Here is a 20,336-nt window from a genome sequence, read left to right on the forward strand (position 1 = left end):
CGGTTCTCACCAAGTACGGGTGTAGATCGACGAAGGGAGCAAGGCCGGTGCGTCTCAGACGGGGGAAGCTCGCCACCGACCCCGTGGCGTTCGAAGCCTTCTACCGGCGGCACATCGACGCGGTCACGCGTTTCCTGTCGCGCCGGGTCGACGACCCGCACATGGTCGCCGATCTGGCGGCCGACGTGTTCCTCGCGGTGTTCGACTCGGCGCACACGTACCGTCCGGGCAAAGGCAGCGAGATCGCGTGGCTGTACGGGGTCGCGCGCAACACGCTGTCGGCCGAGCGGCGGCGGGCGTTGCGGGAGTCCCAGCTCACCCATCGGGTGAGCGGGCGGCGTCCGCTCGACGGTGACGACGTGGCCCGGCTGGAAGAGCAGATTGACGCGGAGCAGCCCGCCAGGGCGGCCTTCGAGGCCATGGCCGGATTACCCGACGGGGAGCGCGCTGTCCTGGAGCTGGTGGTTCTGGAGCAGCTCACGCCGTCAGAGGCGGCGGTGGCGCTGGGAATCCGGCCGGGGACCGCCATGGTGCGGCTGCACCGCGCCCGCAAGACGCTCCGCGACCTGCCCTTCGTCATGGAAGGAATCCCACGATGAGATTCGAGGAGCAGTTGCTGATGGACCTCAAGACCGAGATGGCCGCGCGGAACGAACGCAGCCGCCGCGTCGGCCGCCGCCTGCTCGCGGGGGCGGTGGTGGCCGGGCTGGCAGCCGTGGCGGCGGTGGCGGTGCCGCTGCTCACCGGGCCTGAGCCGGCGTACGCGGTGAGCAAGAACGCCAACGGCACCATCACCGTGGAGCTCAAGGAGTTCAGGGACGCCGACCAGTTGGAGGAGGACCTCAAGGATCTGGGCGTGACCGCTGACGTCACGTACCTCAAGCCCTACACGAAGTGTCAGGGCGACCGGGGCGCACTCGTCGGCGGTGAGTACGACACTCCGGAGGAGTGGCGCGCGTCCGCGCACTACAAGGTCGCCAGGCCGGGGCCGAAGGGTTTCGTGATCGATCCCCGCTATGTGGGGAAGGGGCAGACGGTGGTGCTGGAGTTCACCGAGAACCCGAAGGGGCCGGTCAAGTCGCAGCTCAAGGCGGAGGTGATCGAGGGCCGCGTCAAGCCGTGCGTCCCGGAGCACGACTCGACGCAGCTCGGCTGATCGGTGGGTGTGCGAGGCCGGTCCACGCGTCGGGGTGGTCGGTGTGCCCCCGACGGGTCGGTCTCGCCCGTCTCCTGCTCGTCTCGATCACGTGGTCATCTTCACCGGGAGCAGCCTTTTGTCTGCCGGCCTGAATCCCACGACACCATCGAGAGCGCAGGCCCTCTTCCCGAGTACGGGGAGAGGGCCTTTCTGATCTCTGCGGCCACAGGGTGAACCCCAGAGCCCCATCGGTCCACCTGTCCCCAGCCCTTGACTGTTCCGCGGCTCGGAACTTCCTGTGGGCACGTAGCAGGGCCAGAAGCGCCGGAGGGCGCTGGAGCGTGAGCGATCCTTTGCCCTTGTGCGCAGAAGGACGAGGCCGCCGCACAGATACAGCACGACGATCGGCATACCGCGGCCGGCCTTCTCGCGGAGTTGGGGGCGATGGACGATCCGGGACCTCGTTACCGCAGCACCGGCCCGCCGGGGAAAGGGTTGTTGTCCTGTCTGCCGCCGATCCCCCGCGACATATGGGAAAGCGCCGGATGTGGCCAGAGATCAGGACAGGGTGTCCTTGACCTTGATCTGGCCGTCGTCGATCACGAATAGCTGGTTGTTGTTGGGGACACACTGCCACAGATATACCTGCGCGCCATTGGTGCGGTTGTTGGTGACGTCCAGGCAGATGCGGTTGCCCGAGTTGAGGGTGGACTTGAGGATGATCAGGCCCCTCTGGACGACCCAGAGCTGGTTGGCGTTACTCACACACTGCCACTGGTACACCCGGGTGCCATTGGCGCGGTTGTTGGAGGCGTCCAGACACATCTCCTGGCTCTTACCGATGGTGTCCTGCACCTTGATGAGGCCGTCCTCGATGACGAACCTCTGGTTGGTGTGGTCCATGCACTGCCACAGGTGGAACTGGGTGCCGTTGCCACGGCTGTTGGTGGTGTCGACGCACATCGCGGGCCCGGCCAGGGCGGTGTGGCTGGCGCGCTGGTGAGCGGAGGCCGTGGCGGGCAGGGTGGCGGCCGCACTCACTGCGGCGGAGGTGACGGCGACTGTCAGCAGACGGCGAGCAAGCATGGTTGCCTCCCGGAAGAGTTTGGTCGGAACCCCAACATCATGCTGCGACAGATAGTTATTTATCAAACACTCTCCGTATGCAATGTCGCGAGTGGCTCCACCACGAGTGGCCGGGGACGTTGGGCAAGGCCGAACGGCCGCGAAGGGCCGAGATCCGACCTGCTGGTGCGGACTGGCCGAGACTCTCAGGGCCTTCTTGATCTCTGTGGGCAGCCTGGACCGGCTCCTGGCTCACCGAGGCATCGAGGTCGAGCCGCGGGGTGGTCACGAGTCAGGACACGGGTTACGCCTGCGATGAGGGCTGTGGCGAACACCCATCCCAGCACGATCAGCATGGATGCCACCCACTGGGCCGACCCCTGATGTGTGAAGGCTTCGCTGCCCGGCCGGGGTCCGGCTTCACCGGCGGCAGCAGCAACGCGACGATGACAGCCGGCGCTCGACCTCCGCGAATTCACCGAGGCCCAGCTCGGAGATGAAGGAAAGCCGCCTAGGCTCCTCGAGACGGCCTCCGGTGCCGTCCACCATCTGGCACGCCCGGGGCCCGAGAGCGTCGTCAGGCGCGCCGTGAAGCTGCAGAGGGTTCAAGATCCGCCTTTCGCGGGAGCAGTCTTCTGTCTGCCGGCCGGAAATGCCATGACACGATCGAGAGCGCCAGGAGAATGAGTGCCGGGAGCGATTCATACCAGACGTGGCCCGAGGCGACATGCGAGAACATCCCTCCCGTGAAGAGGAAGAAGAGGCCCGCATAGGCCCATTCCTTGAGCAGTGGATATCGGGGCAGGAGGATCGCTGCCGCGCCCAGGAGTTTCCACACCCCCAGTAGTGTCAGGATGTAGACGGGGTATCCCAGCTGCACGATGCCCCATGCATAGGGCGGCGCCAACGCCCCTTCGCCTTCCGTTCTCAGCAGTTGCTGGACACCAGAGCCGACCAGTCCTGATGCGACTCCGAGAGTGGAGAGCCAGTAAGTGATCTTGCGCATGTTCGCCATTTCCATCGGCTCCTTGTCGGCTTGATCTCCACGTCAAGCTATGGCGAGTTCGCCGGTCCGTGCTTCTCCATTCCTGATCGATCCCGTGAGAGGCAAGGTGGTGGGCAAATCATGTTGGGGTGGAGCGGGCTTTCGTCGCGGAAGCCCCGATTCCTGCTCGGATGGATCACCAAGAACCGCTAAGTGAGAACGGCACCTAGGGGCGCGATCCACCTACTTGTCCCGAGACGGCGTGGCTATACCGGAAGAGTCACGTACGACCAGGGACAGGAAGGGGCCACCCGCCGTGGACGCGAACGGCATCGACGCCGCGCCCGGTTTTCGGGCTGCGCTGGCGGTGGCGGACGCCGTCCTGTACGAGGGCTACCTGCTGTACCCCTATCGCCGTTCCTCACCGAAGAACCAGGTCAGGTGGCAGTTCGGCGTGCTGCTGCCGGAGCCGTGGGCCAGGGCGCACGGGCTGGAGGGCGGCGGCGTGGCGGGGTCCGCCGAGTCGTGGTGGCAGCAGACCGAGTGCCTGTTCGTCGCGCCCGCCGATGCCGTCGTGCGGGGCCGGCTCCGCTTCCTGCAGGTGCGCCGCCGTACGCCCGAGGAGCGGCTGCCGGACGGCGGACACCGCGAGGCGGACCAGGTGGGCGAGGCACTGAGCTTCGACGAGGCGGTTCCGCGCGAGCTCGACGTACGGGCGTCCGTGGCGGAGCTGGTGTCCGGTGAGAAGCGGCTCGACCTGCGGGTTCCTGGCGGCGAGACGGTCATCCCGCTGCCCGGCTCGGCCGGGCGGACGCGGTGGCGTGAGTGGCCGCTCACCGCGCAGGTGACGTTGTCGCTGACGTCGTGCGACACGACGGCGGCGGCACCCCTGCGGGCGGGGGAGGCGCTGTTCAGGCTCCGCGTACGGACCGAGAACGCCGGCCAGGAGCCGTCGTCCCCGGAGATGCCCAGGGAAGAGGCGCTCCAGCACGCCCTCATCGCCTGTCACACCCTGCTCACCGTGCCCGGCGGCCGGTTCGTCTCGCTGCTCGAACCCCCGGACTGGGCGCGGTACGCGGCCGGCGAATGCGTCAACGCGCACACGTACCCGGTGCTGAGCGGCGACCAGGTGGTCCTGTCGTCGCCGATCCTGCTCTACGACAACCCGCGGATCGCGCCGGAGAGCCCCGGCGACCTGCACGACGCGGCGGAGATCGACGAGATCCTGTCGCTGCGCACGCTGACTCTCACCGACGCCGAGAAGCGCGAGGCGCGGGCCACCGATCCGCGCGCCGCCGCCATCCTCGACCGGGTCGAGGCGATGACTCCGGAGGACCTGGCCCGGCTGCACGGCACCAACCGGGATCCGGGACCGGCCGGTCCGGTGCCCTGGTGGCATCCCGAGGCGGACGCCGACGTCTCGCCGGCGACGGACGCCGTCGAGGTGGCCGGGACGCTGGTGCGCAAGGGCAGCCGGGTACGGCTGCGGCCCAGGCTGCGCGGCTCCGACCCGCAGGACATGTTCCTGGACGGCAGGACGGCTCTGGTGGAGGCGGTGCTGCTGGACGTCGACGGCGCCCGCCACCTCGCCGTGACGCTGGAGGACGACCCGGCGGCCGAGCTGAACCAGTGGTACGGCCGGTACCGGTACTTCGCGCCAGAGGAGACCGAGCCGCTGGACGGGCCGCTGGACGGGCCGCTGGACGGGGAGCACGTATGAAACGGGTGCTGGTGGCCGGGATCGGCAACGTGTTCATGGGCGACGACGGCTTCGGCGTCGAGGTGGTCCGGCGGATGGACGCCTCGGCCCTGCCCGGGTCGGTGGTGGTGGCCGACTACGGCATCCGCGGCGTCCACCTGGCCTACGAACTGCTCGGCGGCGCGTACGACACGCTGATCATGGTGGACGCGGTCGAGATCGACGGCCCGCCGGGCACCGTGGCCGTGCTGGAGATCGACGACGGGCCGACGCCGGAGGACGCCCTGCCGCCCGTCAACGGGCACGGCATGCATCCGCAGGCCGTCCTCGACCTGCTCGGCAAGCTCGGCGGCAGGGTGCCCAGGGTGCTGCTGGTCGGCTGCCGGCCCCAGATCATCGACGAGGTCATGGGCCTGTCGGAGCCGGTCGCCGCCGCCGTCGAAGGCGCGGTCGCCGCGGTGACGGCGCTGGCCCGTGACGAGACGTACCGACAATCCGACAGGGAGCGCGCGGATGCATGAGACGGGAATGTGCGACGAGATCGTCCAGGCGGTCCTGCGCCGGGCGGAGGGACGGCAGGTGGCCGCGGTACGCGTCCGCGCCGCCTTCGCCGGGCACCGGCCCGATCCGGCGGTCGTCGAGCAGGGTTTCCGCGTGGCCGCGGCCGGGACCCCGGCCGAGCACGCGCGGATCGAGCTGGTCACCGAGCCGCCCGCGGTGAGCTGCCGCGACTGCGGCGCGCGGACGCCCGCGGCCGACGCGCTCGCGCTCGTCGCCTGCCCGCGCTGCGGCGGCGTCGACGTCGAGATCGCGGGCGACACCGGTGTCGTCGTCGAGTCGATCACCTATCAGTCGGACGTTCATGCGAGCGAGGTGCGCACATGACGCAGACGCAGCAGCAGGGCGGCCAGGCCGCCGGCTACGACGAGATGCACATCCTGTGGATATCCGAGGGCATGAGCTGCGACGGCGACACCGTCTCGATCACCGCGGCGACCCAGCCCGCGATCGAGGACGTGGTCAACGGCACGATTCCCGGCCTGCCCAAGGTCCACCTGCACAACAAGGTGCTGTCGCCCAGTCTCGGCGGCGAGGACTACCTGGCTCCGTTCCGTGCCGCCGCCCGCGGCGAGCTGGAGCCGTTCATCCTCGTCATCGAGGGTTCGGTGCCCAACGAGAACATCAACGGTGACGGCTACTGGACGTCGTTCGGCAACGACCCGCACAGCGGCCAGCCGCTGACCCTGAACACCTGGATCGACCGGCTCGCACCGCAGGCGTGGGCGGTCGTCGCCATCGGCACCTGCGCCACCTACGGCGGCATCCACGCGATGGCCGGCAACCCGACCGGCTGCATGGGCCTGGCCGACTACCTCGGCTGGGACTTCCGGTCGGCCGGCGGGCTGCCGATCGTGAACGTGCCCGGCTGCCCGGTCCAGCCGGACAACTTCATGGAGACCCTGACCTGGGTGCTCTACCATGCGGCCGGCAGCGCGCCGCCGCCTCCGCTGGACGAGATGCTGCGGCCCCAGTGGCTGTTCGGCAAGACGGTCCACGAGGGCTGCGACCGGGGCTCGTACTACGAGCAGGGCGACTTCGCCCTCGACTACAACTCCCCGAAGTGCCAGGTGAAGGTGGGCTGCTGGGGCCCGGTGGTGAACTGCAACGTGCCCAAGCGCGGGTGGATGCACGGGATAGGCGGCTGCCCGAACGTGGGCGGCATCTGCATCGCCTGCACCATGCCGGGGTTCCCGGACAAGTTCATGCCCTTCATGGACATGCCGCCCGGCGGCCACCTGTCCTCGGCGTTGATCAAGCCGTACGGCGCGTTCATCCGCCGGATGCGCGGCATCACCAACCACACCGCCAACAAGGAACCGCGGTGGCGGCACAACCGTGAGGCGCTGACCAGCGGCTACGACCCGCGCTGGCGCCCGTAGACCCGTCGGCGCGCACGAGAGAGAAGAGCACTGCGGATGGCCATCGAACAGCAGGAGAGAGTCACGCCCAAGCCGGGGCAGCTCGTCGAGATGTCCTGGGATCCGATCACCAGGATCATCGGCAACCTCGGCATCTACACCAAGATCGACTTCGAGAACCAGCGCGTGGTGGAGTGCCACAGCACGTCCTCGCTGTTCCGCGGCTACTCGGTGTTCATGAAGGGCAAGGACCCGCGCGACGCCGGGTTCATCACCAGCCGCATCTGCGGCATCTGCGGAGACAACCACACGACGTGCTCGGTCTACGCACAGAACATGGCGTACGGGATCAAGACCCCGAAGCTCGCCGAGTGGATCATGAATCTCGGCGAGGCCGCCGAGTACATGTTCGACCACACGCTCTTCCAGGACAACATGGTGTTCGTCGACTTCTGCGAGGCGATGGTCAAGGGCACCAACCCGAGCGTCCTGCGCCGGGCCACGACCACCGAGGCGCCGAACGCCGCCATCCACGGCAAGCGCACGATCGCCGACATCATGCAGGCGTTCAACCCGTTCGAGGGCGACGTCTACAAGGAAGCGCTGACCATCAGTCGCGTCACCCGCGAGATGTTCTGCCTGATGGAGGGCAGGCACGTGCACCCGTCGACGATCTATCCCGGCGGCGTCGGCACGATGCCGTCGCCGACGGTCTTCACCGACTACCTGTCGCGGCTGATCAACATCGTCGACTTCGTCAAGAAGGCCGTCGCGCTCAACGACGACGTCTTCGACTTCTTCTACCAGGCTCTGCCCGGCTACGAGGAGGTCGGCCGGCGCAGGGTGCTGCTGGGCTGCTGGGGGGCGTTCCAGGACCCCGAGGTGGTCGACTACCGCTACCAGACGATGAACGAGTGGGGCAAGGCGATGTACGTCACCCCCGGCATCGTCGTCGACGGCGAGCTCATCACGAACAACCTGATCGACATCAACCTCGGCATCCGCATCCTGCTGGGCAGCTCCTACTACGAGGACTGGGTGAACGAGAAGCCGTTCGTCACCCACGACCCGATCGGCAACCCGGTGGACATGCGCCACCCGTGGAACCAGACCACGCTGCCCGCCCCGCAGAAACGGGACTTCGACGGCAACTACAGCTGGGTGATGAGCCCGCGCTGGCTCGATCCGCGCACCGGCGACCACCTGGCCCTGGACACCGGCGGCGGCCCGTTCGCGCGCCTCTACACCACCGCGCTGGCCGGCCTCGTGGACACGCCGTACGTGAAGTCGACGGGTTCGAGCGTGCAGATCAACCTGCCCAAGGGGCCCGCCCTGCCGGAGATGACGCTGGAGTGGCGGATCCCGCAGTGGTCCAACGCCATCGAGCGCAACCGGGCCCGGGTGTACTTCGTGGCGTACGCCGCCGCCATGGCGGTGTATTTCGTCGAGCGGGCGCTGGAGCGCGTACGCGGCGGCGACACCAAGGTGTTCCAGGACTTCGACGTGCCGGACCAGGCGATCGGCGTCGGCTTCCACGAGGCGGTGCGCGGCGTGCTGTCGCACCATCTGGTGATCGAGAAGGGCAAGATCGCCAACTATCACCCGTACCCGCCCACCCCGTGGAACGGCAGCCCGCGCGACCGCTACGGCACCCCGGGGCCGTACGAGGACGCCGTGCAGGACATGCCGATCTTCGAGGAGAACGGCCCGGAGAACTTCAAGGGCGTCGACATCATGCGCGCGGTCCGCAGCTTCGACCCGTGCCTGCCCTGCGGCGTCCACATGTACCTCGGCAAGGGCCGCACGCTGCGCAAGCTGCACTCGCCCATGTTCGGCGGCGGTCATGACTGACCGGCACGTGACTGGCCGGCAGAGGCTGGACGAGCGCACCGTCGCCGGGCGCCTGGAACTGCTGGAGGAGCTGCTGAGCGGGCTGGAGACGACCTCGGGGCCCACGGCGGAGCGGGCGCTCGACGCGGTCGCCACGCTCGCCGAGGTGTACGGGGAGGCGTTCGCCCGCGTCATGGAGCGCGTCACCGCCGCCTCTCCCGAGCTCGGCGCGGCGCTGGCGGACGACGTCCTGCTGGCGCACCTGTTCGTGCTGCACGGGGTGTCCACCGGCGAGGCGCCGGCGAGCGAGCCGGGATCGGCGTTCATCCCGCTCGACACGCTCTCGCGGCGGCCCGCCACCTCCCGGGCGGCCCCATGACCGCGAGCGCGTTCGGCCGGGTGATCGGCCGGCCGGTCGCCGGGCGGCGGCCGGCCGCCGAGCCGTGCGAGCTGTGCGGCGAGCCGCTGCCCGCCGAGCACGCCCACCTGCTGGAGGAGCGCAAGGACCTGGTGCTGTGCGCCTGCCGCGCCTGCGCGCTGCTGTTCGAGCCGGGGGAGACCGGGCCGGGCCGGTTCCGGCTGGTGCCTCACCGGCGGCTCCGCCTCACCGGGCCGTCGCCGTCCGAGCTGGGCGTGCCGGTGGGCCTGGCGTTCTTCGTCCGCCGGTCCGACGGCACGATCGTGGCCTGCTACCCGAGCCCGGTGGGCGCCACCCGTTGGGAGGTGGACGCCGCCGCGTGGGAACGGCTCGCCGGCCGGTACGAGGAGCTGGAGTCGATGCGGCCGGCGGTGGAGGCGTTCCTGGTCGCGATCGTGCGCGGCATGGACGAGCGCTGGCTCGTACCGATCGACGACTGTCATCGGCTCGTCGCCCTGGTGCGCCAGGAGTGGACGGGCATGTCCGGCGGTGCGCGGGTCTGGGAGCAGATCGCGGCCTTCTTCGCCGCGCTCGACACATGAGGAGGAGGACGACATGGCACGGATCCGCGTAGGCAAGCCCGACGTGAAGCCCGACACGCCCTCGCACGTCAAAGGCGTGCGGCAGGGCAACGCGAAGGGCGCGTACCGCCATCAGGCAGGCCACCACGGGGACGACACCGCCGACGCGCGGCGCTCCACGGGCGTGCGCCCCGACAAGGAGAACCCGATCCTGCCGATCATGCCGAACCTCTCTCCCAGCTAGACCGAGAGGAGGTGGAGGTCGACATGCGGCATCCAGGCAAGTTGCTGGCCCTGGTCGCAGGGGCCGCGGTCATCACGATGATCTGGCGGGAGCTGCCCGCCCTGAGGCGCTACATCACCATGAGCAGAATGTGAGAGGAGCGAGGCGGCCGATGTGCCTGGGCATTCCCGGCGAGATCGTCGAACTCATCCCCGGACAGCCCGAACTCGCCAAGGTCGAGGTCGCGGGCGTCCGGCGGGCCATCAACGTCGGGCTGGTCAACCAGGACGGCATCCGTCCCGGTGACTGGGTGCTCGTGCACGTCGGCTTCGCCATGTCCAAGATCGACGAGCGGGAGGCGGCGGCCACGCTCGAGCTCCTGCGCGGTCTCGGACAGGCGTACACCGACGAGCTCGAAGCGCTCGCGGAATCCGACATCACCTGAGAGGCGGGACAGTGCGGTTCGTCGATGAGTACCGCGACGCGGGCGAGGCCAGGAAGCTGGCGGCGCGGATCCGGGACCTGTGCGAGCCCGGACGGCGCTACACGTTCATGGAGGTGTGCGGCGGCCACACGCACACCATCTACAAGCACGGGCTGGAGGACTACCTGCCCGAGTCGGTGTCGCTGGTGCACGGCCCCGGCTGCCCGGTCTGCGTCATCCCGATGGGGCGGGTGGACGACGCCGTCGCCATCGCCCGCGAGCCGGGCGTGATCATGACGTCCTTCGGCGACATGATGCGGGTCCCCGGCGGCCAGGGCTCGTTCTTCGACGCCAAGGCCGCGGGCGCGGACATCCGCATGGTGTACTCGCCGCTGGACGCGCTCAAGATCGCCCGGCAGAACCCGGACCGCACGGTCGTCTTCATGGCGATCGGGTTCGAGACCACCGCACCGTCCACGGCGATGACCGTGCTGCGCGCCGCCGCCGAAGGCATCGGGAACTTCGCCGTCTTCTGCAACCACGTGACGATCATCCCGGCGATCAAGGCCATCCTGGACTCGCCCGACCTGCGGCTGGACGGCTTCATCGGGCCGGGCCACGTCTCCACCGTCATCGGCTGCCGGCCGTACTCCTTCATCGCCCGTGACTACCGCAAGCCGCTGGTGTGCGCCGGGTTCGAGCCGCTGGACGTCCTGCAGTCGGTCTACATGCTGCTGCGGCAGCTCGCCGAGGGCCGGGCCGAGGTCGAGAACCAGTACACGCGGGTGGTGCCGTGGGACGGCAACCACCGGGCGCTGACGGCGATCTCGCAGGTGATGGAGCTCCGGCCGCACTTCGAGTGGCGCGGGCTGGGCTTCATCGCGCACTCCGCGCTGCGGATGCGGGAGGCGTACGCGGCGTACGACGCCGAGACGCGCTTCCCCGTACCGGGGGTGCGGGTGGCCGACCCGAAGGCGTGCCAGTGCGGCGAGGTGCTGAAAGGCGTGCTGAAGCCGTGGGAGTGCAAGGTCTTCGGCACCGCCTGCACGCCCGAGACGCCCATCGGCACCTGCATGGTGTCCTCGGAGGGCGCCTGCGCCGCCTACTACAACTTCGGCCGCTTCACCCGGCGTCGCGAGCCCGTGCCGGTGGCCCTGGGACGGCGACCATGAACGATCGGACAGCGGAATGGGCGGAACGGGCGCTCGCTGAGGCGGTCGGCCATGAGCCGGCGTCCCGCGAGGAGCAGGTGCTGGAGCGGATCGAACGCGCCCGCCGCCGTAAGCCGAAGATCACCGAGGAGCGGGTGACGCTGGCGCACGGCGCGGGCGGCAAGGCGTCGCGCACGCTGATCGAGGCCGTCTTCGTGGACGCCTTCCGCAACCCGGCGCTCCAGCCGCTCGACGACGGCGCCACGCTCGACCTCGGCACCGGCCGGCTGGTCTTCACGACCGACGCGTACGTGGTCTCGCCGCTGTTCTTCCCCGGCGGCGACATCGGCGACCTCGCGGTCAACGGGACCGTCAACGACCTGGCGGTCTGCGGGGCCAGGCCGATGCACCTGTCGGCGGCGTTCGTCCTGGAGGAGGGGTTCCCGATCGCCGACCTGCGCAGGATCGCCGCCTCGATGGCGGCCGCGGCCGAGCGGGCCGGCGTGCGGGTGGTGACCGGCGACACCAAGGTGGTCCAGCGCGGCAAGGCCGACGGCTGCTACGTGACCACGGCCGGCATCGGGGCGCTGGAACGGCCGGTCACGCTGGGGGAGTCGCAGGTGCGGCCCGGGGACGCGGTGATCGTGTCGGGGCCGATCGGCGAGCACGGCATCACCGTCATGATCGCCCGGGGCGACCTGGACATCGAGGCGGACCTGGCCTCCGACACCGCGCCCCTGCACGACGCCGTCGCCGCGCTGCTCGACGCCGTACCGGTGCGGATGATGCGCGACGCCACCAGGGGCGGGGTCGCGACCGTGCTGAACGAGGTGGCCCGCGGCGCGGGGGTGGCCGTGACGGTGGACGAGCGCGCGGTCCCGGTGCGCCCGATCGTGAGCGGGGCCTGCGAGCTGCTCGGCCTGGACCCGCTGTACGTGGCGTGCGAGGGCAGGTTCGTGGCCGTGGTCGACGGTGACCACGCCGAGGCCGCGGTGGCGGCGCTGCGCGAACATCCGGTGGGCGAGGGCGCGGCGGTGGTGGGCTCGATCGAGGCCGGGCCTGCGGGGATGGTGCTGCTCAACACCGCCTTCGGCGGCACCAGGATCGTGGACCTGCTGGTCGGGGACCCGCTGCCGCGCATCTGCTGACTCGTACGGGCCGGCTAGAGGCGGTCGTTCGCCGCGGCGACGACCGCCTGCCCGAGCGCGATGCCGCCGTCGCCCGGCGGCACCCGGGAGTGGACCAGCACCTGGAACCGCTCCCGTTCCAGGCCGGACGCCACGGCCTCCAGCAGGACCGTGTTCTGGAAGACGCCGCCGGACAGCGCCACCGTACGCAGGCCGGTCCCTTCGCCCAGCACCCGGACCGCGCGGACCACCGCCGCGGCCAGCCCACGGTGGAACCGCGCGGCGATCCGTCCCGCGTCCACCCCGGCCGCGACGTCCTCGGCCGCGGCCCCGACCAGGTCGCCCGCGGCGATGACCAGGGGCTCGCCCTCGATCAGCCGGGCCGGGTACGCACCCCGCTCGCCGGGATCCACCCGGGCCTCCAGCTCGGCCGCCGCCTGCCCCTCGTAGCCGATCACGTCGCGGACGCCGGCGATCGCCGCGACCGCGTCGAACAGCCGCCCGGCGCTGGACGTGAGCGGGGAGTTCAGCCCGGCCCGCGCCATCCGGACGACCGCCGGCCACTGCTCCCGATGCCGCTCGGCCACCGCCAGGCCGGGCAGCGCGTCGCCGTGGATCCGGTCCAGCCAGGCCGCCGCCATCCGCCACGGCTGCCGCACCGCCGCCGCGCCGCCCGGCATCGGCACCGCCTCCAGGTGCCCGGCCCGCGTGAAGGAGACCAGGTCGGCGACGAGCAGCTCCCCGCCCCACAACGTGCCGTCCGCGCCTAGGCCGAGCCCGTCGAACGCCACCCCGATGACGGGCCCGCCGTGACCGTGCTCGGCCAGGCAGGAGGCGATGTGCGCGTGATGGTGCTGGACGGCGATCAGGTCCACGCCCTCGCGGTCGCGCGCGTACGCGGTCGACAGGTACTCCGGGTGCAGGTCGTGGGCGACCACGGCCGGGCGGACGCCGAAGATCCGGCAGAAGTGCTCGACGCCCTCGGCGAAGGAGCGCAGGGTCTCGTAGCTCTCCAGGTCGCCGATGTGCTGCGACAGGAACGCCTGGTTGCCCCTGGCCACGCAGAAGGTGTTCTTGAGCTGGGCGCCGCAGGCGAGCACCGGCCGGGGGAACCGCCACGGCATGCCGACGGGGGCCGGCGCGTACCCTCTCGATCGGCGTACGACCAGCTCGCGGCCGCGGAAGACCCGTACCAGCGAGTCGTCGGCGGGCGCCTCGATCCGCCTGTCGTGCACGAGGAACCCGTCGGCGACGCCCGCCAGCCGCCGCAGCGCCTCCTCGTCGCGGTAGGCGATGGGCTCGTCGGTGAGGTTGCCGCTGGTCAGCACGTACGGCGCGGCCAGCCGCTCGGCGAGCAGGTGGTGCAGCGGCGTGTACGGCAGCATCACCCCGAGATCGCGGGCCCCGGGCGCCACGGCGTCGGCCACCGGGGCGTCGCGGCGGCGCGGGGCCAGCACGATCGGGTGGGGCGTGCCGGTGAGCAGTCGTTCGGCCGCCGGATCCAGGTGGACCAGCGTCCCGGCCGCCGCCGCGTCCGGCGCCAGCACGGCGAACGGCCGGCTCTCGCGCCGCTTGCGGGCCCGGAGCAGGGCCACGGCGGGTCCGTCGGCGGCCAGGACGGCGAGGTGGTAGCCGCCCAGCCCCTTGATCGCCACGACCCGGCCCGCCTCCAGCCACCGGGCCGCCACCTCGACCGGATCCCCGGCCGCCGGCCGGCCGTCCGCGCCGAGGGCGCGCAGCGCCGGCCCGCACGCCGGGCAGCAGACAGGCTGGGCGTGGAAGCGCCGGTCGCCTGGGTCGCCGTACTCCCGCGCGCAGGCGGCGCACATCTCGAAGTCCGCCATCGTCGTGGCGCACCGGTCGTACGGCACGCCGGTGACGATGGTGAACCGTGGCCCGCAGTCGGTGCAGTTGGCGAACGGATAGCGGTGCCGGCGGTCGCCCGGGTCACGCAGCTCGCGCAGACAGGCGGCGCACGTCCCCGCGTCCGGCGACACCAGCGCGCCACCCGGCAGCTCGCCGTGCCGGCTGGGCACGATCCGGAACCCGGAGCCGCCCACGGGCTCCGCCGGCTCCACCGAGACGCGCTCGACCAGGGCGAGCGGCGGCGCCTGCCCGGTCAGGCCGGCCGTGAACGCGTCCAGCACCGACGGCTCGCCCTCCGCCTCGATGAACACCCCGCTGGGATCGTTGCCGACGAACCCCGACACCCCGTGCGCCCCGGCCAGCCCGCACACGAACGGCCGGAACCCCACCCCCTGCACCAGCCCCTCGACCCGCACCCGGATCCGGCGCGCCCCCGTACCCGACACGTCACGTCTCGCCGGTCAGCACCCGCTGGGTCAGCTCCCACAGCACGTGGCAGAGGGTGATCTGCGCCTCCTGGATGCGGTGCACGGACGCCGACGGCACCACGAACAGATGCGCCACCCGATCCTCCTGCGCCATCGGCCCGCCGTCGTAGCCGACCAGCCCGACGGTGAGCATGCCGCGCCTGGACGCCGCCGCCATGGCGTTGAGCACGTTGGCCGAGCCCCCGCTGGTGGACAGCCCCACGGCCACGTCACCGCGACGGCCGAGCGCGGCCAGCTGCCTGGCGAACACCAGCTCGTACCCGACGTCGTTCGACAGCGCCGTGAGCAGCGCGACGTCCTGGGCGAGCGGCACCGCCGCGACCGCGCGCGCCGGCTCCGGCGGTGCGGCGAACAACTGCGCGACGGCCTGGGCGTCCGTGCTGCTCCCGCCGTTGCCGAAGGCGAACAGCCGGCCCCCCGCGTCGAACGCCGCCGCCATCGCCCGCGCGCACGCCATCAGACGTTCGGCGTGCAGGGCGACCAGCGACCGGCGCAGCGCGACGATCTCGTCGGCCTTCCTCCGGGTGGACGCGCACAGGTCGGCGACGACGGCTTCCCGGTCGGCCGGCGCCGGCGCGAGGAACGGGTAGAGGGCCTCGATCCCGCTCTCACCCCCACGGAGGCCGATCGCGATGGCCTCCTTGGCGTGCACCAGGACGACGTCGCCGGGCCGGACGTCCACCAGCGCCACGCTGACCTCCTCCGGCCCCGACTCCGTCTCCACCAGGGCCAGCCCGTCCTCGAGCAGCCGCAGGACGCGCATCGGCACCGCCGTGTCGGAACACGTGACGCAGACCTCGTCGTGGCACGGCTCCGTCATCGGACCGCCTCCAGCTCGTGGAAGACGTGCACGAGCTCCCACAGCACGTGGTAGATCGTCATGTGCACCTCCTTGACGACCAGCGGGTCGGCGGAACGGACGGCCAGCACGTGGTCCGCCTCGGGCGCCCCCCGCCCTCCGGTGAGCGCCACCGTGAGCAGCCCCAGCGCCCGCGCCGCCGCCAGGCCGTTGCGCACGCCGGCGCAGTCGCCGTCGGCCGACACCCCGAGCGCGATGTCGCCCGGTGCGGCCAGCAGCCGCAGCTGGGCGGCGAAGATCCCGTCCAGGCCCTGGGTACGGGCGATCCCCGTGGCCACGGCCATGTCCGTGGTCAGCGAGATGGCCGGGAGCGCCGGCTTGCCCACGACGACCGGGTGCGCGAACTCGACGGCCACGTGCTGCGCGTCGGCCACCGACCCGCCGGTGCCGAACACCAGCAGCTTGCCGCCCCCACGGAACCGCTCCGCCATCTCCTGGCAGGCGCGGACGATCCGCTCGGCGTCCTCCCCGAGGGCGGTCGCCGGCCCCACCCGTCGCTCGAACGCGGCGGACACCGCGCTCATCGCCGGATCCTCGCCCATGACACCTCCTCCCACCCGGTCTCCTCCCGCCCCGTCGCTTCCTGGCTGATCCGCGTCCATCTGGCCAGGCAGGTCTCCAGCAACTGCCGGACCTCGATCAACCGGCGCATCCATGCCTGCAGCTCGGCCATGCCCCCGGTGGTCAGCTCGTAGCGCCTGCGCGCCGGCCCGGCCTCGGAGGCGACCCAGGCGGAGGCCAGGTGGCCCGCGCGTTCGAGCGAACGGAGGGCGCGGTAGACCTGGCCGGGCTCCGCGTCGGCCGCCCCCAGTCGCGCCAGCCGCTCGATCAGGTCGTACCCGTGGCCGGGCTGCTCGCAGATGAGCAGCAACAGGAAGGGAGGGAGCAGGCCGCGCACGTCACTGCCCGACATGGGTCCCCTCCTCCGGTGCTGTGATGGCCGGTCGTGAGGACAGTAGGTCGCCGCGCGCCACGGGGGCGGGCGGCGCGTCCGGGAGTTGCACGAGTCTTCGCCGTAGCCAAGCCAAGAATCTCCCGGACGGTCCTCAACCGGTCAGGCGCAGGTGTAGCCGGACGGCAGGGCGGTGTCGCCGTTGGGCCTGCTCGCCTGGAAGCCGAAGCTGGTGGTGCCGGCTCCCGGCGCGAGCGTGCCGTTGTGGCTGACGCTTCTGACCGTGACTGTCTGGCCGCTGGTGGTGACGGTGGCGTTCCACGAGCCCGTCAGGGTGTGCCCGGCCGGCAGGGTGAAGGTGACGGTCCAGCTGGTGATCGTCGAGGTGCTGGTGTTGGTGATGGTCAGCGGCTGGATCACGTATCCGTTTCCCCACTGGGACTGCACGGTCGGGGTGGCCGAGCAGGCGCCGGTCGTACCGCCCTGAGTGGTGATCTGGACGGTGCCGGAGACCGGTGAGACGTTGCCCGCGGCATCGCGCGCCCGGACCTGGTAGCGGTAGGTGGTGCCCGCGGACAGGCCCGTGTCGGTGAACGAGGTCGTGGCCGAGGTGCCGACCTGGGCGAACGTGCCGCCCGTCGCGCCGGGAGCGCGCAGGATCTCGTAACCGGTCACGCCGGTGTCGTCGGTGGAGGCCGTCCAGGTCAGGCTGGTGCCGGTTGTGGTGGTGCCCGAGGCGGTGAGCCCGGCCGGGGCGGTCGGCGGCGTGGTGTCGCCTCCGGTGGCGGCCGTGGTGAAGGTGACCGGCGCGGAGTTGCCCGACAGGTTGCCCGCGCCGTCACGCGCCCGTACGTACACCTGGTACTGGGTGTTGGCGCTCAGCCCGGTCAGGGTGATCGAGGTGGTGGCGGACTGGCCGAGCTGCGGGTCGGTGGCGCCCTGCTCCCGGTAGACGTTGTAGCCGGCCAAGCCGGAGCCGCCCTGGTCGGTGGAGGCGGTCCAGGTCAGCGTGGCACTGGTGGCGGTCACGTTGGACGCGACCGGCGTGCCCGGCGTGGTCGGCGGCGTGGTGTCGGTCCCGCTGGTGGTCAAGCCGAAGAACTCGACGGCGTAGCGGGCCATGCCGCTCTGCGGAAGAGCGTGCCCGGCGCCCTGGATGCTGTACGCCTCCACCTGCACGGTGCCGGACGGATCGGCGTACCGGCTGCGGTTCCAGCCTGCCTGCGGGGTGTCGGTGCTGGTCGGGGTCTGGCTCAGCCCGAACACATTGGTCCACTGCTCGGTCGACTCCCGCAGCAGCGAGTAGGGCACGAGGGTGTCGCTGGTGCCGTGCCACAACTGCATGCGCGGGCGGGGGCCGGAATATCCCGGGTACGCCTGACGGACCGCATCGCCCCACTGCTGAGGTGTCCGGTCCATGCTTCCGCCGGTGCACCTGCTGCTTCCCGGCGGGTAGTCGGAGGCGCCGGCGAAGCAGTTGAAGGGCACACCCATGAAGGAGGCCCCTGCCTTGAACAGGTCCGGGTACACGGCGAGCATGTGCTGGGTCATCATGCCGCCGGACGAGCTTCCCGTGGCGTAGACCCGGTTCGGGTCTCCCCGATAGGTCCGCTCGACATAGTCGATCATCGAGACGATCGAGACCGGATCGCTGCCGCCGCCGCGCCGCTTGGCCGCGTCCGACCAGGTGTCGAAGCAGTTGCCGAACCCCGCCGACTGGGTGGCGGTCGGGTAGATGACGATGAAGCCGTATCGATCCGCCAGCGAGGCGAACTCACTGCCCTGGTAGAAGCCGGGACCGGAGCCGCCGCAGCCATGCATCGCCACCACGATCGCCGGCGAGGCGGGGCGCGTGTCCGGCACATAGACGTGCATGCGCATGTTGCCCGGGTTGTTGCCGAAGCCGGTCACCTCCACCAGGGCGGCGGCGACGGCCGGCGATCCGAGTGCCACGGTCATGACGGCAAAGAGCGCCGCGGCGCAGGCACCAGCCAGCGCCGTGGTCAATCGTCTCATTCGCCCTCCTCCTCTCCATATCCGCGGCGCGCGCCGCGGATCGGTCCGGCGCGTATCGACGTCGGTCGCTGGAAAATAAAAGGGCCGCGATCCACCGTCAACGCCCGCCTGGTGCGCATGCCCGCCGGTTGACCTGGCAGAGAGCCGTTTTCCCTGGTTATCAAGTAACTTGCTATCAAGGTCCTTGATATGGCGGTGCGAAACTTACATCGAGGCCCGTTCCGAGGGAGCGCGATATCGTCTCCTGGTGACCGATCCGGGTGCCCCCGCGGCCGCTGCGCCGGACGCACCGCCGCCCCGTGTCAGCTACCTGGTGTTCCGGCTCGAACGCCGCATCCGCGCCTGCCTGGACGAAGCGCTCGCCCGGCACGGCCTGACGACCACCGCGTACATGGCGCTCAGCGAGCTGCGCCTGCGCGACCCCCCGTCCTCGGCCGACCTGGCCCGCATCGCCTTCGTCACGCCGCAGGCGATGAACCTGGTCATCCGCGATCTCGAACAACGCGGCCTGATCCGTCGCGACCCGCACCCCAATGGTGGCCGCGCTTTGCGCACCCGCCTCACCCCGAAAGGACTGAGCACCCTCCGGCGATGCGACCGCTCCCTCGACAGCATCGAAGCCGTCATGCTCGCCGAGATCGACGACCCGGACCGCACGACACTCGCGGAAGCACTCACGCTGTGCGCCCGAGCCCTCCACCCGGACGCACGCGGCTCATAGGGAGTGCAGGGCTCGCCGTAATGCCTCGATCATGTCCTCGTTCATCCGCCTGGTGAGCGCCGTGTCCGCGATGACGGCCGCGCCGTGGAACGCACCCGGATACAGGTGCAACTCGGTGTGGATCCCCGCCTGCACCAGGCGCTGCGCGTAGGCGATGCCCTCGTCGCGAAGGGGATCGAACTCACAGACCGACACGTACGCGGGAGGCAGGCCGGACAGGTCCTCCGCGCGGGCGGGCGCCGCGTACGGCGAGACCGGCCCGTCCTCGTCGGGCAGGTAGTACTGCCAGCTCAAGATCGCGTCGCCCCTGTTCCACATGGGCGTGTCGACGAAGTCCCGCATGGACGGCGTCTCCAGCCGGTCGTCGGTGACGGGCACGTCGAGCAGCTGGAAGCACAGCGGCGGCCCACCCCTGTCCCGGGTGAGCATCGCCAGCGCGGTCGAAAGGTTGCCGCCCGCGCTGTCGCCGCCCGCGGCGATCCTGCCCGGATCGACGCCCAGCTCGCCCGCGGATTCATGCACCCACTCCAGCGTGGCCATGCAGTCCTCGAGTGCCGCGGGAAAGGGGTGCTCGGGGGCGAGCCTGTAGTCGACGGCGATCACCACCGCCGGGATCCGGTCCGCGAAGCGCAGGTTCCTGACCTGGAAGAAGTCCAGCTCGCCCGAGACGAACCCGCCGCCGTGCAGGTAGATCAACGCAGGGAGGGGAGCGTCGCTCTCGGGCCTGTAGAGCCGGACCCGCACGTCGCCAGGGATCACCCTGTCCTCGACCGCCACCGGCCGCTCCGGTGTGTACTGCGGCAGGAGCTTCGCCATCTTCTCGAGGACGGCCGGATCCACGGTGGCGGGGTCGAACGGCGGCGTGTCCCGCTTGATGAACTCGCTCAGCTCCACGCTCGGGATGGTTTCGACGTACGGCAGCAGGTCCGGATCGTAAGCACGGCTCATGTCGCGTGAGTCAATCGCGTCCAGCAGACCTGGCCAACCCCCTACA

Annotated in this window: 23 protein-coding genes; 15 read left to right on the forward strand and 8 right to left on the reverse strand. The window is 70.8% G+C overall.

Annotation, left to right across the window (positions count from 1 at the left end):
- The first annotated feature begins 47 nt into the window (after positions 1 to 47).
- Complete coding sequence (locus tag SMD20_RS31330; RefSeq protein WP_329588251.1) at positions 48 to 599, forward strand: RNA polymerase sigma factor; 552 nt, start codon at positions 48 to 50, stop codon at positions 597 to 599.
- A complete protein-coding gene (locus tag SMD20_RS31335; RefSeq protein ID WP_329588253.1) occupies positions 596 to 1,156 on the forward strand; it encodes a hypothetical protein in 561 nt (186 codons plus the stop codon). Before SMD20_RS31330 ends, SMD20_RS31335 begins: the two co-directional genes overlap by 4 nt.
- A 540-nt stretch (positions 1,157 to 1,696) precedes the next feature.
- On the opposite strand, the gene SMD20_RS31340 is transcribed toward SMD20_RS31335, so the two are convergent.
- Together SMD20_RS31340 and SMD20_RS31345 are read right to left on the reverse strand one after the other, a co-directional pair.
- A complete protein-coding gene (locus SMD20_RS31340) occupies positions 1,697 to 2,224 on the reverse strand; it encodes an RICIN domain-containing protein (RefSeq protein WP_329588255.1) in 528 nt (175 codons plus the stop codon).
- Between the two features lie 556 nt (positions 2,225 to 2,780).
- Positions 2,781 to 3,218, reverse strand: coding sequence for a DoxX family protein (locus SMD20_RS31345; RefSeq protein ID WP_329588257.1), 438 nt, complete (start codon positions 3,216 to 3,218; stop codon positions 2,781 to 2,783).
- Positions 3,219 to 3,504: 286 nt separating this feature from the next.
- Here SMD20_RS31345 and SMD20_RS31350 point away from each other — a divergent pair, with 286 nt between their 5' ends.
- Genes SMD20_RS31350 through hypE form a run of 12 tightly spaced genes read left to right on the forward strand, consistent with a single transcriptional unit; the run spans position 3,505 to position 12,521 of the window.
- Complete coding sequence (locus SMD20_RS31350) at positions 3,505 to 4,908, forward strand: hypothetical protein (protein ID WP_329588259.1); 1,404 nt, start codon at positions 3,505 to 3,507, stop codon at positions 4,906 to 4,908.
- Entirely contained in the window at positions 4,905 to 5,408 is a 504-nt protein-coding gene (locus SMD20_RS31355; protein ID WP_329588261.1) for a hydrogenase maturation protease, read from the forward strand. The genes SMD20_RS31350 and SMD20_RS31355 overlap by 4 nt, the downstream gene beginning before the upstream one ends.
- Positions 5,401 to 5,772 carry a hydrogenase maturation nickel metallochaperone HypA gene (locus SMD20_RS31360; RefSeq protein ID WP_329588263.1) on the forward strand — a complete coding sequence of 124 codons (372 nt, stop codon included), beginning with the start codon at positions 5,401 to 5,403 and terminating at the stop codon, positions 5,770 to 5,772. The genes SMD20_RS31355 and SMD20_RS31360 overlap by 8 nt, the downstream gene beginning before the upstream one ends.
- The gene (locus SMD20_RS31365) at positions 5,769 to 6,827 is read left to right on the forward strand and encodes a hydrogenase expression protein HypE (RefSeq protein WP_329588265.1); all 1,059 of its coding nucleotides are present in this window, start codon (positions 5,769 to 5,771) and stop codon (positions 6,825 to 6,827) included. The genes SMD20_RS31360 and SMD20_RS31365 overlap by 4 nt, the downstream gene beginning before the upstream one ends.
- A 36-nt stretch (positions 6,828 to 6,863) precedes the next feature.
- Positions 6,864 to 8,657 (forward strand): nickel-dependent hydrogenase large subunit, encoded by a 1,794-nt coding sequence (locus tag SMD20_RS31370; protein WP_329588267.1) that lies wholly within the window; start codon positions 6,864 to 6,866, stop codon positions 8,655 to 8,657.
- Positions 8,658 to 8,664: 7 nt separating this feature from the next.
- Entirely contained in the window at positions 8,665 to 9,015 is a 351-nt protein-coding gene (locus SMD20_RS31375; RefSeq protein WP_329588268.1) for a hypothetical protein, read from the forward strand.
- Positions 9,012 to 9,596 (forward strand): DUF5947 family protein, encoded by a 585-nt coding sequence (locus SMD20_RS31380; protein ID WP_329588270.1) that lies wholly within the window; start codon positions 9,012 to 9,014, stop codon positions 9,594 to 9,596. Before SMD20_RS31375 ends, SMD20_RS31380 begins: the two co-directional genes overlap by 4 nt.
- 13 nt (positions 9,597 to 9,609) lie before the next feature.
- Positions 9,610 to 9,819, forward strand: coding sequence for a hypothetical protein (locus SMD20_RS31385; protein WP_329588272.1), 210 nt, complete (start codon positions 9,610 to 9,612; stop codon positions 9,817 to 9,819).
- Positions 9,820 to 9,842: 23 nt separating this feature from the next.
- A complete protein-coding gene (locus SMD20_RS48435; RefSeq protein WP_442942528.1) occupies positions 9,843 to 9,953 on the forward strand; it encodes a DUF6893 family small protein in 111 nt (36 codons plus the stop codon).
- Between the two features lie 17 nt (positions 9,954 to 9,970).
- Positions 9,971 to 10,243, forward strand: a complete 273-nt coding sequence (locus SMD20_RS31390; protein WP_091081148.1) for a HypC/HybG/HupF family hydrogenase formation chaperone — start codon at positions 9,971 to 9,973, stop codon at positions 10,241 to 10,243.
- A gap of 11 nt (positions 10,244 to 10,254) precedes the next feature.
- The gene (gene hypD, locus SMD20_RS31395; RefSeq protein WP_329588276.1) at positions 10,255 to 11,394 is read left to right on the forward strand and encodes a hydrogenase formation protein HypD; all 1,140 of its coding nucleotides are present in this window, start codon (positions 10,255 to 10,257) and stop codon (positions 11,392 to 11,394) included.
- Positions 11,391 to 12,521: a hydrogenase expression/formation protein HypE gene (gene hypE / locus SMD20_RS31400; protein ID WP_329588278.1), complete on the forward strand. Its 1,131-nt coding sequence runs from the start codon at positions 11,391 to 11,393 to the stop codon at positions 12,519 to 12,521. Before hypD ends, hypE begins: the two co-directional genes overlap by 4 nt.
- 14 nt (positions 12,522 to 12,535) lie before the next feature.
- Here the strand turns inward: hypE and hypF are convergent, their stop codons facing one another.
- From hypF to SMD20_RS31425, 5 genes are all read right to left on the reverse strand, one after another.
- Positions 12,536 to 14,812 (reverse strand): carbamoyltransferase HypF, encoded by a 2,277-nt coding sequence (hypF, locus tag SMD20_RS31405; protein WP_329588280.1) that lies wholly within the window; start codon positions 14,810 to 14,812, stop codon positions 12,536 to 12,538.
- A 1-nt stretch (position 14,813) separates the two neighbouring features.
- The gene (locus SMD20_RS31410; protein ID WP_329588282.1) at positions 14,814 to 15,674 is read right to left on the reverse strand and encodes an SIS domain-containing protein; all 861 of its coding nucleotides are present in this window, start codon (positions 15,672 to 15,674) and stop codon (positions 14,814 to 14,816) included.
- Positions 15,671 to 16,255, reverse strand: a complete 585-nt coding sequence (locus SMD20_RS31415; protein WP_329588284.1) for a D-sedoheptulose-7-phosphate isomerase — start codon at positions 16,253 to 16,255, stop codon at positions 15,671 to 15,673. Before SMD20_RS31415 ends, SMD20_RS31410 begins: the two co-directional genes overlap by 4 nt.
- A complete protein-coding gene (locus SMD20_RS31420; RefSeq protein ID WP_329588286.1) occupies positions 16,234 to 16,626 on the reverse strand; it encodes a PadR family transcriptional regulator in 393 nt (130 codons plus the stop codon). The genes SMD20_RS31415 and SMD20_RS31420 overlap by 22 nt, the downstream gene beginning before the upstream one ends.
- A gap of 141 nt (positions 16,627 to 16,767) precedes the next feature.
- Positions 16,768 to 18,621, reverse strand: a complete 1,854-nt coding sequence (locus SMD20_RS31425; protein WP_329588288.1) for an extracellular catalytic domain type 1 short-chain-length polyhydroxyalkanoate depolymerase — start codon at positions 18,619 to 18,621, stop codon at positions 16,768 to 16,770.
- A 247-nt stretch (positions 18,622 to 18,868) separates the two neighbouring features.
- On the opposite strand from SMD20_RS31425, the gene SMD20_RS31430 reads away from it, so the two are divergent.
- Positions 18,869 to 19,342 (forward strand): MarR family winged helix-turn-helix transcriptional regulator, encoded by a 474-nt coding sequence (locus SMD20_RS31430; RefSeq protein ID WP_329588289.1) that lies wholly within the window; start codon positions 18,869 to 18,871, stop codon positions 19,340 to 19,342.
- Here SMD20_RS31430 and SMD20_RS31435 read toward each other — a convergent pair.
- A complete protein-coding gene (locus SMD20_RS31435; protein WP_329588291.1) occupies positions 19,337 to 20,290 on the reverse strand; it encodes an alpha/beta hydrolase in 954 nt (317 codons plus the stop codon). The genes SMD20_RS31430 and SMD20_RS31435 overlap by 6 nt on opposite strands.
- Positions 20,291 to 20,336 lie beyond the last annotated feature (46 nt).

Origin of the sequence: Nonomuraea sp. LP-02, from assembly GCF_036289125.1 — a bacterium.
GTDB classification, from domain to species: Bacteria; Actinomycetota; Actinomycetes; order Streptosporangiales; family Streptosporangiaceae; genus Nonomuraea; species Nonomuraea bangladeshensis.

Bases quoted from the DNA above. Each gene is read 5' to 3' on its own strand.
- SMD20_RS31365 (WP_329588265.1), top strand. From the start codon at position 5,769: ATGACGCAGACGCAGCAGCAGGGCGGCCAGGCCGCCGGCTACGACGAG.
- SMD20_RS31435 (WP_329588291.1), bottom strand. From the start codon at position 20,290: ATGAGCCGTGCTTACGATCCGGACCTGCTGCCGTACGTCGAAACCATC.
- SMD20_RS31335 (WP_329588253.1), top strand. From the start codon at position 596: ATGAGATTCGAGGAGCAGTTGCTGATGGACCTCAAGACCGAGATGGCC.
- SMD20_RS31370 (WP_329588267.1), top strand. From the start codon at position 6,864: ATGGCCATCGAACAGCAGGAGAGAGTCACGCCCAAGCCGGGGCAGCTC.
- SMD20_RS31380 (WP_329588270.1), top strand. From the start codon at position 9,012: ATGACCGCGAGCGCGTTCGGCCGGGTGATCGGCCGGCCGGTCGCCGGG.
- hypE (WP_329588278.1), top strand. From the start codon at position 11,391: ATGAACGATCGGACAGCGGAATGGGCGGAACGGGCGCTCGCTGAGGCG.
- SMD20_RS31360 (WP_329588263.1), top strand. From the start codon at position 5,401: ATGCATGAGACGGGAATGTGCGACGAGATCGTCCAGGCGGTCCTGCGC.
- SMD20_RS31345 (WP_329588257.1), bottom strand. From the start codon at position 3,218: ATGGCGAACATGCGCAAGATCACTTACTGGCTCTCCACTCTCGGAGTC.
- SMD20_RS31385 (WP_329588272.1), top strand. From the start codon at position 9,610: ATGGCACGGATCCGCGTAGGCAAGCCCGACGTGAAGCCCGACACGCCC.
- SMD20_RS31355 (WP_329588261.1), top strand. From the start codon at position 4,905: ATGAAACGGGTGCTGGTGGCCGGGATCGGCAACGTGTTCATGGGCGAC.
- SMD20_RS31340 (WP_329588255.1), bottom strand. From the start codon at position 2,224: ATGCTTGCTCGCCGTCTGCTGACAGTCGCCGTCACCTCCGCCGCAGTG.
- SMD20_RS31420 (WP_329588286.1), bottom strand. From the start codon at position 16,626: ATGTCGGGCAGTGACGTGCGCGGCCTGCTCCCTCCCTTCCTGTTGCTG.
- SMD20_RS48435 (WP_442942528.1), top strand. From the start codon at position 9,843: ATGCGGCATCCAGGCAAGTTGCTGGCCCTGGTCGCAGGGGCCGCGGTC.
- SMD20_RS31410 (WP_329588282.1), bottom strand. From the start codon at position 15,674: ATGACGGAGCCGTGCCACGACGAGGTCTGCGTCACGTGTTCCGACACG.
- SMD20_RS31425 (WP_329588288.1), bottom strand. From the start codon at position 18,621: ATGAGACGATTGACCACGGCGCTGGCTGGTGCCTGCGCCGCGGCGCTC.
- SMD20_RS31390 (WP_091081148.1), top strand. From the start codon at position 9,971: ATGTGCCTGGGCATTCCCGGCGAGATCGTCGAACTCATCCCCGGACAG.
- SMD20_RS31415 (WP_329588284.1), bottom strand. From the start codon at position 16,255: ATGGGCGAGGATCCGGCGATGAGCGCGGTGTCCGCCGCGTTCGAGCGA.